The sequence below is a fragment of the cf. Phormidesmis sp. LEGE 11477 genome (genome assembly GCF_015207105.1).
Taxonomy (GTDB): domain Bacteria; phylum Cyanobacteriota; class Cyanobacteriia; order Phormidesmidales; family Phormidesmidaceae; genus Phormidesmis.
Map to the genome: position 1 here is coordinate 1 of NZ_JADEXO010000120.1, position 17,469 is coordinate 17,469.

The 17,469-nt window shown below is 50.5% G+C and carries 19 protein-coding genes, 1 other RNA gene and 1 pseudogene; 12 read left to right on the top strand and 9 right to left on the bottom strand.

From position 1 onward, the window contains the following. From IQ256_RS23855 to IQ256_RS23880, 6 genes and pseudogenes are all read left to right on the top strand, one after another. A pseudogene (locus IQ256_RS23855) lies at positions 1–209 on the top strand (gamma carbonic anhydrase family protein); the annotation flags it as partial. A 9-nt stretch (positions 210–218) separates the two neighbouring features. Next, complete coding sequence (locus IQ256_RS23860) at positions 219–1,151, top strand: serine hydrolase (RefSeq protein ID WP_193858195.1); 933 nt, start codon at positions 219–221, stop codon at positions 1,149–1,151. A gap of 133 nt (positions 1,152–1,284) precedes the next feature. After that, on the top strand, positions 1,285–1,875 hold the full coding sequence (locus IQ256_RS23865) for a Uma2 family endonuclease (protein ID WP_193858196.1): 591 nt from the start codon (positions 1,285–1,287) through the stop codon (positions 1,873–1,875). A 105-nt stretch (positions 1,876–1,980) separates the two neighbouring features. Beyond that, an RNA gene (gene ffs / locus IQ256_RS23870) (signal recognition particle sRNA small type) lies at positions 1,981–2,078 on the top strand. A 160-nt stretch (positions 2,079–2,238) separates the two neighbouring features. Further along, positions 2,239–2,604, top strand: coding sequence for a phasin family protein (locus tag IQ256_RS23875; RefSeq protein WP_193858197.1), 366 nt, complete (start codon positions 2,239–2,241; stop codon positions 2,602–2,604). Positions 2,605–2,722: 118 nt separating this feature from the next. After that, positions 2,723–3,175, top strand: coding sequence for a hypothetical protein (locus IQ256_RS23880; RefSeq protein WP_193858198.1), 453 nt, complete (start codon positions 2,723–2,725; stop codon positions 3,173–3,175). Positions 3,176–3,229: 54 nt separating this feature from the next. Here the strand turns inward: IQ256_RS23880 and thiD are convergent, their stop codons facing one another. The 4 genes from thiD to IQ256_RS23900 form a co-directional block, all read right to left on the bottom strand. Beyond that, on the bottom strand, positions 3,230–4,039 hold the full coding sequence (gene thiD / locus IQ256_RS23885; protein ID WP_193858199.1) for a bifunctional hydroxymethylpyrimidine kinase/phosphomethylpyrimidine kinase: 810 nt from the start codon (positions 4,037–4,039) through the stop codon (positions 3,230–3,232). After that, positions 4,036–5,169 (bottom strand): cell division protein FtsZ, encoded by a 1,134-nt coding sequence (gene ftsZ / locus IQ256_RS23890; RefSeq protein WP_228025222.1) that lies wholly within the window; start codon positions 5,167–5,169, stop codon positions 4,036–4,038. Before ftsZ ends, thiD begins: the two co-directional genes overlap by 4 nt. A gap of 525 nt (positions 5,170–5,694) precedes the next feature. After that, entirely contained in the window at positions 5,695–6,528 is an 834-nt protein-coding gene (locus IQ256_RS23895) for a cell division protein FtsQ/DivIB (RefSeq protein ID WP_193858201.1), read from the bottom strand. Positions 6,529–6,872: 344 nt separating this feature from the next. Further along, positions 6,873–7,286, bottom strand: coding sequence for a hypothetical protein (locus IQ256_RS23900; RefSeq protein WP_193858202.1), 414 nt, complete (start codon positions 7,284–7,286; stop codon positions 6,873–6,875). Positions 7,287–7,618: 332 nt separating this feature from the next. Here IQ256_RS23900 and psaK point away from each other — a divergent pair, with 332 nt between their 5' ends. Then, complete coding sequence (gene psaK, locus IQ256_RS23905; RefSeq protein ID WP_193858203.1) at positions 7,619–7,876, top strand: photosystem I reaction center subunit PsaK; 258 nt, start codon at positions 7,619–7,621, stop codon at positions 7,874–7,876. 197 nt (positions 7,877–8,073) lie between these two features. On the opposite strand, the gene IQ256_RS23910 is transcribed toward psaK, so the two are convergent. Next, positions 8,074–8,388, bottom strand: coding sequence for a thioredoxin family protein (locus tag IQ256_RS23910; protein ID WP_193858204.1), 315 nt, complete (start codon positions 8,386–8,388; stop codon positions 8,074–8,076). 50 nt (positions 8,389–8,438) lie between these two features. Here IQ256_RS23910 and coaD point away from each other — a divergent pair, with 50 nt between their 5' ends. The 3 genes from coaD (at position 8,439) to ruvA (ending at position 10,414) form a co-directional block, all read left to right on the top strand. Further along, on the top strand, positions 8,439–8,924 hold the full coding sequence (gene coaD, locus IQ256_RS23915) for a pantetheine-phosphate adenylyltransferase (protein ID WP_193858205.1): 486 nt from the start codon (positions 8,439–8,441) through the stop codon (positions 8,922–8,924). Positions 8,925–9,050: 126 nt separating this feature from the next. After that, the gene (locus IQ256_RS23920) at positions 9,051–9,794 is read left to right on the top strand and encodes a hypothetical protein (RefSeq protein WP_193858206.1); all 744 of its coding nucleotides are present in this window, start codon (positions 9,051–9,053) and stop codon (positions 9,792–9,794) included. After that, on the top strand, positions 9,791–10,414 hold the full coding sequence (gene ruvA, locus IQ256_RS23925; RefSeq protein WP_193858207.1) for a Holliday junction branch migration protein RuvA: 624 nt from the start codon (positions 9,791–9,793) through the stop codon (positions 10,412–10,414). Before IQ256_RS23920 ends, ruvA begins: the two co-directional genes overlap by 4 nt. A gap of 141 nt (positions 10,415–10,555) precedes the next feature. Here the strand turns inward: ruvA and IQ256_RS23930 are convergent, their stop codons facing one another. The 4 genes from IQ256_RS23930 to IQ256_RS23945 form a co-directional block, all read right to left on the bottom strand. Continuing rightward, complete coding sequence (locus IQ256_RS23930; protein WP_193858208.1) at positions 10,556–11,059, bottom strand: hypothetical protein; 504 nt, start codon at positions 11,057–11,059, stop codon at positions 10,556–10,558. Positions 11,060–11,478: 419 nt separating this feature from the next. Beyond that, a complete protein-coding gene (gene rnc, locus IQ256_RS23935; protein ID WP_193858209.1) occupies positions 11,479–12,201 on the bottom strand; it encodes a ribonuclease III in 723 nt (240 codons plus the stop codon). Between the two features lie 12 nt (positions 12,202–12,213). Next, on the bottom strand, positions 12,214–14,031 hold the full coding sequence (locus IQ256_RS23940) for an N-acetylmuramoyl-L-alanine amidase (RefSeq protein WP_193858210.1): 1,818 nt from the start codon (positions 14,029–14,031) through the stop codon (positions 12,214–12,216). A gap of 118 nt (positions 14,032–14,149) precedes the next feature. Continuing rightward, the gene (locus IQ256_RS23945; RefSeq protein ID WP_193858211.1) at positions 14,150–14,722 is read right to left on the bottom strand and encodes a Uma2 family endonuclease; all 573 of its coding nucleotides are present in this window, start codon (positions 14,720–14,722) and stop codon (positions 14,150–14,152) included. A 223-nt stretch (positions 14,723–14,945) separates the two neighbouring features. On the opposite strand from IQ256_RS23945, the gene IQ256_RS23950 reads away from it, so the two are divergent. Beyond that, entirely contained in the window at positions 14,946–16,592 is a 1,647-nt protein-coding gene (locus tag IQ256_RS23950; protein WP_193858212.1) for a CTP synthase, read from the top strand. A 44-nt stretch (positions 16,593–16,636) separates the two neighbouring features. Further along, the coding region (locus IQ256_RS23955) for a glycosyltransferase family 39 protein (protein ID WP_228025221.1) at positions 16,637–17,469 on the top strand (833 nt) is incomplete at its 3' end.

The window sequence follows — 17,469 nt, forward strand, 5'->3', positions numbered from 1 at the left end:
GTGGCAGCATTGTGGGGGCGGGTGCGGTCTTCAGTAAAGATGTGCCGCCGCGATCGCTGGTTGTCGGTGTGCCTGGCAAAGTCCGTCGCCCCGTCTCGGCAGCAGAGGCGGCAGAGCTGATCGAACATGCTAAAAAATACGAGAAGCTGGCTTTGGTGCATGCAGGCAAAAGCGAAGATCTAGACTTCGATTGGACTGATGAAGTGTGAATGACGAACATGCCTGCCAAATTTTTTGCGCCTACTGCCTCGCTTCAAACCCAGCTTGACCAAGTTCTTGATACCGTCTGGGATACCTACCCCGATCTCGCTCAAAACCAGATCGCTATCACCTGGATTACCTACGCGCCACCCTATCGGATGAATACAGGTGGGGCTCTTAGCGCCGAAGACTTCTGGCAGTATCAGCCTGAAGGCGCTAGCTATCGAGGGGTAGAACTCATCGATCCTGGCAACCTGGCGCATCTGTTCTACCTCGTGGCTATTCACGTCTGGCTAGAGCAAGGTATGGTGCAGCCCGCCGCCGATACCGAACGCGCGATCGCCAACATGATTCAGCAAAATAGTCACGATGCGGCTAGCTACCTAGTTGATATCCTTGCTGGCGTCTCTAGCGGTCCGGCCCTGCCTGAAGGCCCGATGACAACCTGGCAGTATCAGCGCAACATCGTCAATCGCTACTTCTCACAGCTAGGCTGGCTGGAGCTCCGCTCTATCAACATCAATCAGAAAACTTGGCACGAAGGCCCCTACGGTAGAGAGCTTCTGTTCTTTGGTGAGACATTCGACAATCGCAATCAGCTCACCGCCGAGGCGATCACACGGCTGCTGCACAGCATCATTGGTGGCGTGTCAGTCACCAGCAGGCGATCGCAATCGATGATGCAATTACTCAAAGCCCAAACAGAAAAAACTCCAACAGACTCGACCGATAGTGGTTTGCCCTCGCCCGCTGATGTTTGGCAGATAGCGACTACCGAGGCTCAGATCAGCCATAGCGCCGCCTATGTAGAAGCAGAAGGCATTCATCCTTACCTGCTGATAGTCTTAAGCGAACATGCGGCCAGTACCTCTACCCAAGACGTGGTTTCTCTAGTGAATCGTTTGGTGTTCGAGCGATCGCAGCTCAACTTTAAAACAGTCAACGGGTAGCCGCTCCCAACACTCTTGCGTCAACCGTCGTTTAGCCAAATTGATTAAGATAGAAAACGAGATGCACTCACCAAATTTGCACGGTTACTAGCGCAGGTAGAACTTACACAATTAGGCAGCAGGCACTTTAAGCATGGTCATCGCAAAAAACAGACTCCTCACTATAGAAGAATATCTAGACTACGACGATGGCACTGACTCTCATGACTACGAACTCGTGGATGGAGTGCTAGTAAACATGGCAGACGAAATGCCGATCAACACGACGATCGTGACTTTTCTGATCATACGCTTTTTTCAACTAGGCGTATCTCCCTACTGTCTTGCGGCTGGCCACACAATTGAAATGCAATCAAAACGGGCCACTGCTCGCAAACCAGATTTGATTGTTCATTCTGAAAAGTCTTCCACTGCCACTTTGCAAGATCGGTTGCTACGGCTTGATCAGCCAGTACCCAGACTAGTCGTAGAAGTTGCTTCTAATAGCCAGAAAGACAAGAGTTCCTACCGAAGAGACTATGTAGACAAGCGCAAAGAATACGAGCAGCGCGGCATTCCTGAGTACTGGATAATTGATCCGATAGCTGAAAGCGTGGTGGTACTATCGCTGACAGACAGCGCTTATCAAGAGAGTACATTTCGTGGCGACAGTCGAATAGTCTCTGCTGAGTTCCCCGAGCTGACGCTATCGGCAAGCCAGATTCTACTGGTAGACGATGTATAAGAGATGCCTGAGATAGCGCCGCGTCTAAAGCCAACTTTCCATCCACCAGCAGACCATCGCTCCGATACTTGTCAGCCTAGGTAAGAGAGATGCTATTGTGTATATGGCTCGGACCCGCGCAATTACAACGCCCAAATCTTGTCAGGACCGGAAGGTAGCAGCAATACGGGATGCTTGTGATAGGCGCGGACTTCGGGCCTCTTCTATTTTAAACAGGCTTGGGATCAGCCCTAAAAAAGCATGTATTCGGATTTGCTTACCTTTTAGGACGGTTTAAGCGGTGGTTATTTGATGAATGGCTATCTATCCTAGAGATACCTAATTCTTAAAACCACTCTCTTAGATTCAGCGAGGCGAATATCTATGGCAGGCTTTGGCGACTTAGTACAAAAGGCTTTCTACCTAGGCGTTGGCGTGGCTTCCTATGCCGGGGAAAAGGCGGGTGGCGCGTTTGGTGATTTGCGTGGACAGGCTCAAAAGCTGGTTGACGAACTAGTGGCTAGAGGCGAACTAACGACCGAAGAAGCTCAAACCATGATGAACGACATGGTAGAAAGAGCCCAGACAGCAGGTAAAGCGCCTACCTCTACGAGCGGCAGTGCCTCAGCTTCTGACGGACCTCGGCAAATTCAGATCCTAGACGACGATACGACGCCTGAAGAAAGACAGGCCGCAGCTCTACGAAAGGAAGTAGAAGCCTTGCGTAATGAGCTAAAGCGGCTGAAATAACCTCGACTGTATGGGATTTTCCCCCAAGATATTTCTACCGGGTAATCTTTCATAGAATCTATCTTCTAGACGAGACAGCTAGACAAGACAGCTAGACAAGACAGCAAGGAGCAGAGCGATGGATGATTGGCTAAAGCAGCTACAAAACGAGTTTGACGCTGCTACCAAAGAAGCTAGTGAGCTGCTAGCAGAAGTGGCTAGAGAAACGGCTGAGGAAACCGAAAGAGCGGCGGATCAGCTGATCGAAGCGTCTGGTCTAGTAATCGATGAAGTAGATAGGGCTATTGGGCCGGCGATCAGAAGCTGGAGCGATCAGATAGACAGTTCACTAGAATCCAGCTTTCTATACCTGGATCAGCATCTTACGCCCTGGATAGCGGAGGTAACCATACCTGTGACTCATACCGTTAATCCTTGGCTGCAAAACCACCCAACCTGCGTCGGCTGTCGCAACTATCACGGGACTGCGTATGGCGATGAAATGATGGTCTGTGCCATGCATCCCTACGGGCCAGAAACAGATAGCTGTCGCGATTGGGAATCAATCTGGCCTGATAGCGAAGAGATATAAGGCGTCAATAGACGAGGAGCTTGAATCAAACCCCAGTTTGTAAATCAATAGGCTCTATAGCAGTGGGTAAAAATGTCCTACAGGGCCCTGGCCTTTGCCGATAGCAAGGGCGTGCTTCAGTGCCTGGGTGACGTAATGTTTGGCGGCGGTTACGGCAATAAAAGGTGAGCTGCCTTTAGCAAGATTAGCTGCGATCGCACTAGAGAGCGTACATCCAGTCCCGTGCGTATTCTTCGTATCGACTGGCTCAGTGGTCAAAGTCTCTAGCTGTTCACCATCAAACCAAACGTCTATACCTCGAAGCTCGTTATCAAAGCCACCACCCTTTACAATTACGCTCTTTGGACCAAGGGCATAAATCTTTTTCGCTGCAGATTGCATATCGGCTAGCGTGCTGATCTGCATATCGGCTAGGATTTGAGCCTCGTAGCGATTCGGCGTCAGCACAGCCGCTAAAGGCAGTAGCTGGTTGGTCAGTGCCGCGATCGCACCGGCATCAATCAGCTTAGCCCCTGTCCGCGAAACCATGACCGGATCGACGACAAGCTGCTCAATCGGCTGCGCGCTTAGATAGTCTGCGATCGCTTCAATAATTTCCTGGTTCAGCAGCATTCCTGTCTTAGCTGCCTGCACGCCAATATCGGTGGTGACTGCTTCGATCTGAGCGATGACTGCAGCGGGCGCTAGCGCATCTACGCGGGTAACGCCGAGCGTATTTTGCGCGGTCACACAGGTCAACGCGCTGGTGCCATGAACTTGATGAAAAGAAAACGTACGTAAGTCCGCCTGGATACCCGCACCACCGCCGCTGTCAGACCCTGCGATCGTCAGCGCAACTGGAACCTGGCAGCTGAGCGAACTCATCGATTGCGACGTCGCTGCAAGAAATCAGGAATATCTAAGTTAGGCGAAATTACTGGCTGATTGCTGACCTCTTCGGTCGATTCCTCTTCTGAGGTCGAGCTAGGTCCTTCTAGAGACAAGCTTGGTGTGCGAGTCATTGGCATTACCTTCGAGCTAGTCATAGAAGGAATGCTACGGCTCTCCATACTAAAGCCAGTGGCAATCACGGTGATGCGAATTTCACCTTGCAGGCGATCGTCGATCACCGCACCAAAGATGATGTTCGCGTTGGGATCAACTGACTCATAGATGATCTCAGCAGCCTGATTAACTTCGTGTAGCGTCAAATCGCTACCGCCCGTGATATTGAAGACGACGCCGCCAGCCCCGTTGATAGAGGTCTCTAGCAGGGGCGAAGAGGTTGCCGCGATCGCGGCTTCCCTAGCCCTAGACTTACCAGAGCCTACCCCGATCCCCATTAGAGCCGAGCCCGCGTCTGCCATCACCGCTCTAACATCGGCAAAGTCAACATTGACTAGGCCAGATATGGTGATGATATCTGAAATGCCTTGAACGCCTTGACGAAGAATATCATCCGCCACGCGGAACGCTTCTTGCACGGGCGTCTGCTCAGAAATCACAGAAAGCAGCTTATCGTTCGGAATAATAATTAGGGTATCGACAGAGGCTTGCAGCGCTGCGATCCCACTGTCTGCTTGAGACGTTCGCCGTCGCCCCTCAAACGTGAATGGACGAGTGATCACACCGACGGTCAGCGCGCCCGCTTCTTTGGCACACTCAGCGACCACCGGAGCCGCTCCCGTCCCCGTACCACCGCCCATACCAGCAGTGATAAAGACTAGGTCTGAGCCTTCTACAGCCTGAAAAATTTCATCGCGTGATTCTTCTGCCGCCTTTTGGCCGATAGAAGGATTGCCGCCCGCGCCTAATCCTCTAGTCAGCTTTTGCCCTAGCTGCATTGCATTGGTCGTGCTCGAATAGGTCAGTGCCTGAGCATCAGTATTGACTGTCCAGAACTCGATACCCGCCAGCCCACTGTCTATCATCCGGTTGACAGCATTGCAGCCACCGCCACCAACGCCGATCACCTTAATTCTTGCAACGCTGCTTGGTACTATGTCTCCGTTCATCGGCCCTTCCGCTGACAGCGCACTGCCATTACTAGCTGCAGTAACTGATTGTACACCTGACCCATCGTTCGCATAAGAATTTGTATGAAGGGATGCGTTATTCATAGGCCGAGCTGATGTGTTTGTCTATCGTGTATAAGTAGAGAATAGAACTAACTCAAGAAGAGTTCGAGCTAACTAGCGTAGTGAAAATCGACTGATACAACAGAATTAAAGGTTGCCATGTCATTGCCGTTGCCGTTGAGGCTGCTTTTAATGGCTCTTTTTACCTAGCAATCTCATGAGGCTATTTACTCTAAAGAAAGATTATAGAGTCAAATAGCAACAATCACCGAACCCAAATGTAAAATGTTCTTTTGCGCTCAACTTTTGAGCCATCCAGTCCTAGTCCAGCAAAAACAGAGCTTCGATCTACCAGCCTTTCTTTCTTTGCACCCAACCTTTCTTTGCATCGAATTGAGTCAACTATAAGGGAACTTGTTGAAAAAGCCAAACGCAGTCTCCATCAGACCGCGCCCATCGATATTAAAAGGATTGGTTATTTGCCTGAAAAGTCTCTATGACAGGGTTCTGAGGGTCTTTGAGGTCAATGAAGGCAACTTGCTCAGGATTGACTTTCTCGCTTAGCGATCGCAGCTGATCTAACGCCGCTAGCTGCGCTGCAAACCGATCTCCAAATGTCCCGATATGCACAGCGCCTAGCTCACTTTGCAAGATTAAATTGTTGGGATCGCTCCAGTCAATGGCCGTAATCTTGACGGGGCTACGCTGGATTTCTTGGTAGATCACCTGCCATGCGCCTGCATAGCCAGGACGCATGCCTTCAACGGTAAGGGTAGGTAATGCGATGTCCGCGCCTACATCAGCAAAGCTATTGCGAGGCATCCAGTAGCCTTGAGCATCGATTAAGCCAGGTTCTTGAAAAGGCTGAGGCTGATCGGGAATGGTCTGTACGGGCCGAGCCTTGTTGGGAAGTGCGATCGCGACCGGTTGGCGTTCTGTAATCCGCACATACAGACCCGGCGGAATCAGCCGCCGACTGACGACTGCTGATTCGATTGAAGCCTGTTTTGTCAGCATATTCGCTAGTTCATCGGGCTCGATTTCTAGCAGTGTTTGCGGGTATGCCACTGGTACCAGATCACGTACGTTTGCATCCGATAGCGTTTGGTTCTCGCTGACTTCTATCTGCTCAGCGCTACGCAATAGCCAGATTGGGGATCTCGCTAGCCACACTATCCCGCCTGCAAAACCAATCATCGCCAGCGATCGCCAAACCCTCTGGTAGAACTTGATCCTACGCTTGATTCTAAGCTGTCGCCTACGCTCAGCTAAATCGTTCGCTTTGGGCGCGCTCATATTCTGAACGATGTTGTGTGAAGGCTGCATAGTTATCCAAATCTCTCTAGAGATATACCGCGAAAGCTTTGTTTAGCGTCATCTACCAAAAATCTGTATGTAGAAATCAACCACCCAGGTTACTTATAGGCCACTTATGGGCTGATGGACTTGAAATGATGAACTGCTTTTCTTAGAGAGAGCTGCTTTTGGGATAGTTGATTTTTCGGATGAGATTATATCAGTCCACCCCGCATCTAGCCAACTTTTTTTAGCAGATTTTACTTTCAGAGTTTGTCTTTGCTTCAAGTTTATTCTTGCTTAGACCAGTTCCTTGATCTTCAACCCTTTAGAGCTTCAACCCTCTAGCTCTTCAGCGACCACTCACGAACCAAGAAATCAAACCACTGGCGTGCTATCTGCCCATCTGTAAAAGGAATACTCTTCTTCTTACCTTCTTTTAGCGTCAGCTCCAGAGAAAATCGGCCTCGATCAGGCGGTTGCTCAAGATCGATATGCTGACCGTTTACTGCCATCCAAAGGCGCTCTACTTGTAATAAGTCTATATGCTCTGTTTCTACCACGCCACTGCGGGTCGGACGCCCCCATGTCAAGTGATCTCCCTGCTGACCTAACGCTGCATAGATGTCGAACTTGGCCCGCTCAAACTGAGTCGCCCACTGCTTATAGGCCTCTACTTTTCGATATTCATTCCAGCCAGCCCATGTCAGCCCAATAAATACCGCTAGCAATGGCAACCACAATAAACCCCTAACCACAGCGTCCTCTTTGACCAATCATCATGTTGACTAAACACATTAGGATTTGAAGACCTAAGTGTTAATTCTTACAACGAATACACTTGATTCTGACATCTTCCTGTTCGTCTTCGTGGAATGATGGGGACGAAGATAGCGTTCTGTCGTTCCTCTGAAGTCCTTTAGAAACAATCCTCCTAGAAGCACAAAGCTCAAAATGCTGAGTTTGACATCATTGCAACATAGATTCAGAAGCAATGCTGTAGCCAATCGCTAGAGGGATCAATGAAGAATGAAGGGTGTACATAATCAGGCTCTATCGTCATCATAGTCTTTTCTTGGAGAGCGCATAAATGCTGCCTTTAGTTGCTGCTGTTGCAGATGTTGTCCCTCATACGCCTACGTGGGGGCCAAATGTTGCCATCGTCATGATTATCTGTAATCTGATTGCCTTTGCTATTGGCAAGCAGGTCATCCAAATTCCTGATGCAGGTCCTGCACCTGGCGTATTTTTGGGACTAGGTCTGCCTGCTTTGTTAGGTGTGACTAGCCTTGGTCATCTCATTGGTGCTGGCGCTATCTTGGGCCTAGCGAATATCGGCGTTCTATAATCGGCGCTCCATGGCTCAGTGTCAGCTCAGCGTCTTCAATTTAGTACTTATGTAGATTAGTGCTATGCAAAAATGGCCCGGCTTAGTCAGCAGCTCAGCTGTCGAGGCTAGGCCATTTGCTGCATTCAGCCTTTGATCGCTCTAGTGATCGCTCTAGTCAATTTGATTGCTCTAGGCATGCGATAGAACCACGTAGGCTACTCGGTTTCGTCTAAAACTGCCTGCAGCCGCCGTCGAAACTCTCCCTTGGGATGGCCGCCTTTCACTTCGCCCACTATCTCGAATTCGCCTTGGGGATCGTCGCATACAATGTATGTTGGCCAGCCCATGTCTGCTTTGTTTGGATACTGAGCTAGCAGCACTTGTCGATATTGACGATAGGTCGCAGTGTCTTGCATCTTGATGTCGACAAAATCTAGCGACAGTTCCTTAGCAACCTTTTCATCATAGAAAGACATCTTGTGACAGATACCGCAGTCTTCGGATGAGAACTTCAAGACGGCTAGAGACATGGCTTGCACACTGAATTTAGAGAACCCTCTTATTTTCTCTTGCCACATTCATGATTGCAATCTACCCTGGTAGCTTTGATCCCATCACGCTAGGTCATTTAGATATCATTACCCGCTGTAGCAAGCTGTATGAGCGCGTTATTGTGGTCGTATCACGCAATCCGGGTAAGACCCCTCTTTTCCCGATCGAAAAGCGGCTAGCGCAGATTCAGGAGGCCATCGATCACTTAGCTAATGTCGAGGTTGATAGCTTCGATGGGCTGACAGTTACCTATGCCAAGGCGCGTCAGGCTCAGGTATTAATTAGAGGGCTGCGAGTACTTTCCGATTTTGAGAAAGAGCTGCAGATGGCCCATACTAACAAAACGCTCTCACCTGAGATTGAGACTGTGTTTTTGGCGACCTCTACCGAATACGGCTTTTTAAGTAGTAGCCTAGTCAAAGAGATTGCTAACTTTGGTGGGCCTATCGATCATCTGGTGCCTGCACACATCGCCCACGATGTTGAAGAATGTTATAGAAAGAATAGGCGTTGAGAACTCATTTTATTCAATATTATATGAAAGGAAACACAAAAAATAGGTTGGCGATCGCCTAGCTAGATCAGCAGCCTATTGACTTCGCAAGTCTTGAACTCTTGAAAATCTCTTACCAAAAACTTTGTGAACACTTCTGCAAACGGCGAATATTACCAAGCTCCAGCCTCTGAGAGGTTCAGCATTCAGCAGGAGCTAGATCGGATTGAGGAAATCGTACTTGAAAGCCCAAGGGTGCCGCTTTCGGGTAAGACGATGGTGTCTGAAGATGAACTGCTCGACCAGCTAGATGTGGTTCGAGTTAATTTGCCTGCTGCGGTTCAAGAATCTGTGCAGATCGTTCAGCAGCGCGAAGAGATTCTGATGGAGGCAGAGCAGTACGCCCAGGAAATTATCACGTCGGCAGAAAAGCAGGCGGCAGCCATCCTCAACGACATGGCCATCGTTCGCCAGGCTGAATCACAGGCAGCGCAGCTAAGAGCTCAAACAGAACAGGAGTGCGCTGCCCTCAGAGGCCAGACGCTTAGCGAGATCGAACAGCTACAGACTCAGGCTCGCAAGGAGTGGGAAGATACCCGTGCCCGCACAGTCGGCGAAGCCAAGACCATTCAGGAAGATGCTGACACTTATGCCGACCAGGTCTTAGAAAATATGGAGCGCCAGTTTATGGAGATGCTGCATATTCTGCGTAACGGGCGTCAGCAGATTCAAGGTGGGCAATCGCTAGATACCGAAACGACTGCTCCTCCTCAAGCGCCGATCAATCCCACTACGGGCACAGCTCGTCCGGCTACTCGCCGTGAAGCCATGCCTGTTAGAGGGCTGCCAGAACGTCCACCTCTCCAGCGAAATCCTGGCGCTCGTTCATGATCGGATACGTCAAGGGAATCTTGGCGGATAGCCAGAAGCTGCCCAATGGTCGAGTGATTGTGACGGTAGAAGCCGGTGGCGTGGGCTACGATATGCAGATAAATTCGCGAGAGCTAGGCCAGCTACCGCCGATTGGCGATCCGGTCAGGCTATTTACCCATCTGCAAAATCGAGAAGATTTGCAGGTGCTGTTTGGCTTTACTAGTAGGGCTGAGCGCGATGTATTTCGACTGCTGATTGCGGTGAGCGGTATCGGTCCGCAGATGGGAATGGCGCTGTTGGATGCGCTCGGGCTCAATGAGCTGATTCAGTCGGTGGTGAATGGCAATGCGCGGGTGCTAACGCGAACCCCTGGGGTAGGAAACAAGACAGCCGAGCGTATTATTCTAGAGCTGAAGACGAAGCTGAGCGAGTGGCGATCGCACTCTGGGATCGCAGCGCCCACAAGCGGACCTGTCTCGGCGGTGCAAGAAGATGTCGAAATGATGCTGGTTGCCTTGGGCTACAGCAACAGTGAAATCAGCAAAGCGCTAGTCGCCGTGGGCAAGGGAACGGCATTGAGTAAAAGCGCTGATGCAGAGGATTGGATCAGAGAGGCGATCGCCTGGCTAAGCCGTTAAGGCGTGAGTATTAAAATAAGCCGCATTAGAACCGCTAGTTTTAGGTAGGGGGTTCTGATGCGGCTAGATGAGCAGGCGGCTAGACACGCCCGCTATATGTTGAGATTACTAAAGGCGTGAGCAAGAGCTGCTATTGAACAATTAATCAGCAGCCGGCTCAGCAACCTCTTCTACGTCTTCAGATGAAGCGTCCTCGGGCGAGGCCGTTGGGACCTCGTTAGTCGTGTCGACTTCTGGTACCTGAATGTTCACATCAGGGGCATTTACCTCAGGCCGCTCGATAGTCGGCGCGGGAGACTCTCTTTCAATCACTGTGGTTTCTCTTTCAACCGTAGTCTCTCGCTCGATCTGAGGCACTACAACCGGATCCACATCAGTGCGATCGCCCAAAAGGAAATAAGCTGCCACCCCTGCACCCGCCGCTAACAGCGCGATACAAAGTCCTAGAATCACGCCGCTGGCTGCGCTGTCATTAGCCTGTGCTTGGGCGACCGCGCGCTCCTGGTTTCTGAGACTGCCCTGCACATAGTTTTCATCAGTGCGGCCTCTGACATAGCCGTCGTGACGGGCGACTTCTTCAGGCGTTGGCTGTCTACCGGTGATACCCTCTGGACGCTGATTAGAAGGATTGTTTTCAGTAGTCATGTTCTTTTATCTCCAAATTGATAGTCGAGTAGTCTTAGCTTTTGATGCTTTCCAAGATGGTTTTTAGAGCAGGAAGTATTTAAGCACTAATATCCTCAACAGGTATCTAATAGTAGCTGAATAGGCTGATAGTTTTCCCATTAGACATTTGAAAGCTAACAAAACAGAAATAGAACTTACTCTTTCTCTAGAGAGAGCTTTTGTTGACTGTAAACAGTCAAGTTTTCCCTGTTTTTGTAATGCAGATTAAAAAGAGAAGGCCGCTACTATCCAGTTGCCTGAGTGGTTTGAAAGACAGGGCTGTAGCTGTAGGAATGTGACAGTATATTTACTGAAACTTCAGCCACAATAAGTTTATGAAAAGGTAGCCTACTAGTTGCGAATAAGCGTAATTTATACGCGCTAATGACCAAACATACTTAGCATATGTAGCCCAGCTCTTTTAGCATTTCTAATGTTGCTTTAGCTGCCATCTTTTGAGCTTTGCGTTTGCTAGCACCCGCACCACGACCGTAGGATTTTCCATCAATTTGAACTTCTACAACAAACTCTTTGGCATGATCGGGGCCAACGCTGCTGATCTCTACGTACTCAGGAATGCTGCCCATTTTACTTTGAACACATTCCTGTAAACGTGTTTTTTCGTCTTTTGTCCCTATTTCTAATGCCTGCTCAATCTCCACCGACTCAAATACCCGCTTAAACATAGGTATCACATAGTCTCTGACTGGCTGCACATCTTGGTCTACATCCAGATAATAGGCCCCGATCATCGCTTCAAACGCACTGCACAGTAAGCGAGCATTTTGGCTGCCGCCCTCTTTCTTAGCGCCTTTCCCCAGCCGTAGCCATTTATCTAGATGTAGCTTCTGAGCAAAGTGATGCAGTTGAACTTGATCTACTAACATCGCTCGCTTCCGCGTTAGCTCACCTTCGGGCTCGTGAGGAAAGTGAGTGTACAGATACTCTCCACTTAGAAAGGTCAAAATGGCATCGCCCAAAAACTCTAGCCGCTCGTTGTGTTCTGTTGGCGCTGACTGTTCGTTGGCAAAAGACTTATGGGTCATCGCCTGCTGCCAGAGCGTGGAGTCGTTGAACGTAGGTAGTGAGAATGTCATGGTGGGTTCTTCTACATCTGACATCTAGAGAGTTCCCTAAGGCTGACTTGCTATCCAGGCTTCTACGCCATCGGCCAGCGTTTTAGCCAGCTCTCTTTGAGCTGCTTCATCGGTGATCCATTCAAACTCTTCTGGGTTGATCATAAAGCCTAGCTCTAATAGAACAGAAGGCGTTACCGAGGGCCGAGCCAGCGCCAGATTGTTCCAAAAAACGCCATACGATTCGCGTCCTAGATTATCGACCAGATAGTCGTGTAAAAAGACGGCTAGATCGTGAGCCTGCGGGTAGTACCAAAACATGCCAATGCCTGTGGTATTGAGGGCATCGCCTGCATCGGGCAAGGCGTTGTAGTGAATGCTCAAAGCCATGGTGGGTTCTGTTGCATCGATAATTTCTACGCGATCGCGTGGGAAGAGATCGTCGTCGCCCTCACGAGTCATCACGACGCTAGCCCCTCTGCTTTCTAGCTCATCTCTCAGTAGTTTAGAGACAATTAAGGTGACATCTTTTTCGGGATAGCCCGTAGGTCCACGGGCACCGAGATCCTCGCTACTACCGTGGCCAGGATCGAGCAGGATTGTCGTATCGCCCAAGCGATTACTGGGCGGGGCATGCCGCAAAGAAAGAATCAGACTAGTCCCTTCGTAGCGAGTTTTGTATCCCCACTGCTGCGGCTGCTTGAAATGAAAAACAAACTCAGCACTGTTGTTTAGCAGCGGATGAAAGTCCATTCTCTCCACAACCGGATCGTTAGAGAAATAGATAGTATCTGTCTGCGGCGTCGTGTTGTGCAGGGTCAAAGATAGCGACTGCGTATCCTGTTCGATCGTGATGGGCACGGGCGTTTGCAGCGGGAAAATGACTTCTGTCCAATCTTCGACCTGGCGAGCGGTAATGCCTCTCATGATGCTAGTCGGCGGTATAGAGGCGCTGCTGACAGTGGTTTCAGCGGCTTTAATCCAGCCGCCGTAGTCGAGCCGTAGCCATTCACCCTCTCGTCCGGTAATTGCAGCGCGGGTGCCTGCGGGTAGGGGCGTGATCCGCGAGTAGCTGGTGCTAGGGCCGACTCGAGCAACGCCTTGGTCGGTGGTGACTTCTGCGACTTCTAAGCCAGTCGGAGAGAACACGCTGATCTGACCAGGAGCGCTAGCCGTAGTGGTCTCGCCGTTGGCACGGAGGCTAAATTGAGGATTTCCGATGGGGCCGATGCGATCAAAGCTCGTGCAGCCCGCGTATTCGGTGGCGCTATCGGCAGATGCGGCGACAGGATCTGTTTGATTCGTGAGGACAGCGGAGTTGGGCGGTAGATCAACGCTCGATTGGGGCATGAGCGCAATGGTTTGCTGTCCGAGGGTGGCCGATACGGTGGCGTCTGTAGGGGCGATCGCACTCAAACAAATCAGCTCTCCTGGCAGCCGCGCCATATCTTCATCTGGCATTAGCGATCCTTCAGCAAAACTCGCGCCATCGGGCAGCATGGGATCGGTTGACACGCGGTTAATGCTCAGCGTCAGACTTTCACCGCCTTGCACTAGAGTGAAGGTGTTTTCGCCAAACGTCAGCGGTAGGGTCGGCGCAAAATGACCATCTTCGCTACGGTTTTCAATGGTCTGACCGTTGATCGTGACTGGCTGATCTGGGTTGGCAGTGCCAATGAAGAAAATGCGATCGGCAACGGTTTCATGCTGAGGCGGCGGATAGGCCACAAAGAGATCCATAGAGTCTGCTTCTATGGTGTCTTCTACAGAGTCTTGCGCGGTAGCAGATTGAATGATGACGGTTTGATGCAGGGCGATCGCACCCAAAATCCCAACTAGCAGACCTAGCGTTCTCGGCTTCTGGCAAATGTTCATTCCTATCCCTCACGATCCATCAGGCAAACGCCATCTGACTCTTATACCAGGATTTTGTACGGTACTTGAGCAAAGAAAGGACGCTTTGCTTGAAAGACGCCTTTGATTAGCTGAAGAATTAGCTAAAGAACTGGCCGACCTGGCAGGCAAAACCAGGCAACAGCGGTGAGCTAAGCGTGTCGTCTACAGTCAACGTCTGAACCAGTGCTAGCCTTGTATTCTCACGACGATATACTTCTAGCTGTTTGAGGAAGCGATCGGCAATCCAGTATTCTTGAGCGCCTTGAACTGAATAGAGTTTGAGCTTTGCTTCGCGATCGCGGCGCATATTCTCACTTCCCGAAGAAAGCACCTCAATCACCAGCTCAGGCACACGGGTCAAATGACCAGATTCGTCCTCAATCAGCTTTAGTTTTGCTTTAGAGACCCACACGACATCTGGAATGACGTTATCAGCTTCTGAAAGAACAAGCCCAGGCGCAAAGATTGCTTCCCCCAAACCAGACTGAGTGGACCAGATATCTAGAGCGCTGTATATCTTGCCAGCAGCTTGTTGATGCCTTCGATGTGGCGATCGGGTCACAAACAGCTCTCCATCAATAATTTCGTAAGTTGTCCACTCGTTCTGAGGCAGCAACTCGATATCCTGGGTTGTCCATCGAATACTTTTCGTAGCAGGTTGACTGACCATACCGATTCTTTGCCTGTTTCCCTGTAATGGTTTCAGCCGACGAAAGTGCCTTGAGCCACTCGGCAGAAGCGATAGGTTCAATATAACGTGATGCCTTCTGCAATCTATTTGATATGGCACAATTGATCATTATTAATTTTGAGCGTCAGCATTAGACAACCCCCTTAAAAGACATAAAGAGAGCCCAAAAAAGACCAGACGACAGAAAACGCGACGGGAAACCATGACGAAATTCGTATTTGTGACAGGCGGTGTTGTTTCTAGCATCGGTAAAGGCATCGTGGCAGCAAGTCTAGGGCGGTTGCTAAAGTCGCGCGACTATTCAGTATCGATCTTGAAGCTTGATCCTTATATCAACGTTGATCCAGGTACGATGAGTCCGTTTCAGCATGGTGAAGTATTCGTCACCGAAGATGGCGCAGAAACAGACCTTGATCTAGGTCACTACGAACGCTTTACCGACACGTCTATGTCACGGCTTAATAGCGTGACTACTGGCTCTATCTATCAGTCCGTCATCAACAAAGAAAGGCGAGGTGACTACGAAGGCGGGACTGTGCAGGTAATCCCCCATGTCACCAACGAAATCAAGTCGCGGATTCATCGAGTCGCCCGTAACCGCAATCCCGATGTGGTGATCGTAGAAATTGGCGGTACGGTGGGCGATATTGAGTCTTTGCCGTTCATGGAGGCCATTCGCCAGTTCAAGCAGGATGTGGGTCTACATGATGTGCTGTATATGCACGTCACCTTGATTCCCTGGATTCCGGCGGCCCACGAGCTGAAGACCAAGCCGACTCAGCATTCGGTCAAAGAACTGCGCTCGATCGGGATTCAGCCAGATATTTTGGTGTGCCGCAGCGAGCGGCCCCTGAGAGAAGAGCTGCGGCAGAAGATTTCTAGCTTTTGTAATGTGCCGCTGCCGCGCGTAATTCAGGCGCTAGATGCCAGGAGTATCTATGAAGTGCCGCTATATATGGAGAAAGAAGGACTGGCTGAGCAGACGTTGGACTTTTTGCAGCTAGATCAGCGATCGCCCGAGCTGACTAAGTGGACGACACTGGTTCAGCGTATGCACCGTCCTAGCAAATCGCTAGAAGTGGCCATCGTCGGCAAATACATTCAGCTAAACGATGCGTATCTATCAGTGACCGAAGCGCTGACCCACGCTGGAATTCATTTCGATACGGAGGTCAAAATTCGCTGGGTAGATTCAGAAGATATTGAGCAACACGGGCCGCAGAAATACTTGAAAGAAGTCGCCGCAATTATTGTTCCCGGTGGATTCGGCTCTAGGGGCGTAGATGGCAAGATCCAAACGATTCAATACGCTAGAGAAAAGCGAATTCCGTTTCTGGGCCTTTGTCTAGGAATGCAGTGTCTAGTGATGGAGTGGGCGCAGAATATTGCCAAGCTAGAGCAAGCTAATAGTTCTGAGTTTGATGCGGAAGCTGCCAACCCAGTCATCAGTCTGATGCCTGAGCAGGAGGATGTGGTTGATCTAGGCGGCACCATGCGCCTAGGTCTGTGGCCTTGCCGAATAGAGCCGGATACGCTGGCAAGTCGGCTCTATCAAAAAGAGGTGATCTATGAGCGGCACCGTCATCGCTATGAGTTTAACAACGCCTATCGCAATCTGTTTTTAAAGACAGGTTTTATGGTGAGTGGAACTTCCCCAGATGGCAGACTCGTTGAGATTGTCGAGCTGCCGGATCATCCCTATTTTATTGCCTGCCAGTTTCATCCTGAGTTTCAATCTCGGCCTAATACACCTCATCCGATGTTTTCAGGGCTGATCGAGGCGGCGTTGACAGACGACACGTTTGTAGAAGAGATTGAGCAACGAGCAGAGAGTGCTGTAAGCGTTTGAAGAGTTCAACCAAGCTTAAAGGCTACTATTTGCCACTAATTCTGATGCTGGCAGCACTACTACGGCTGTATCGGCTGACGGCAAAGCCGCTTTGGGTCGATGAGCTCTATACCGCTTTCTACAGTCTGGGGAAAAGCCTAGACGTCATTCCGTTTGGGGAGCTGCTGCCGGCTGAACGGTACTGGGCGCTGATTGCTGATCCGGGCACGCCCTGGCAGGCGGCGCAGGCGGTGACGACGCATAGCAACCATCCGCCGCTGTTTTTTATGCTGATGAATGGCTGGCTGCAAAGCGCAGGCACGTCCGTCTGGAGCTTGCGAGCGTTTGCGGTGGGATGGGGCCTAGTGGCGGTAATGGGTGTGTTCTACCTCGGGCGGCGGGTGGGCGGCGATCGCATCGGTCAGATTGCCGCTTTGCTGATGGCAGTTTCGCCCTATGGCATCTACCTCTCGCAAGAGGCGAGGCACTACAGTTTGGCCGTGGCGATCGCAACTTTCGCACTGGTGAACTGGATAGCTTTACTCCAAGGTGAGCGTACTTTCTGGCGCTGGCTAAGCTGGGTGGGGCTAAATGTTTTGGGACTCTACGTTCACTACTTCTATAGCTTTGGCATTATTGCTCAGCTGCTGGTCACCGCGACGGTGCTGCTTAGGCGATTTCAAAGCCGCTCCCAAACACTAGGCCAAACCCTGAGTCAGTCGTTCGGCTGGCTATTGGCAATCACGAGTATTGGGCTGCTTTATCTACCCTGGGTGCCGACTGCGATCGCTCATTTTCAAAGCGACGGGGGCACCAGCTGGCTTAGCCATGACATCCCCTTGTATCAAACGATTTTGTATCCCCTAGTTCAGGCACTGGCCGCAGCGGTGTTCATGCT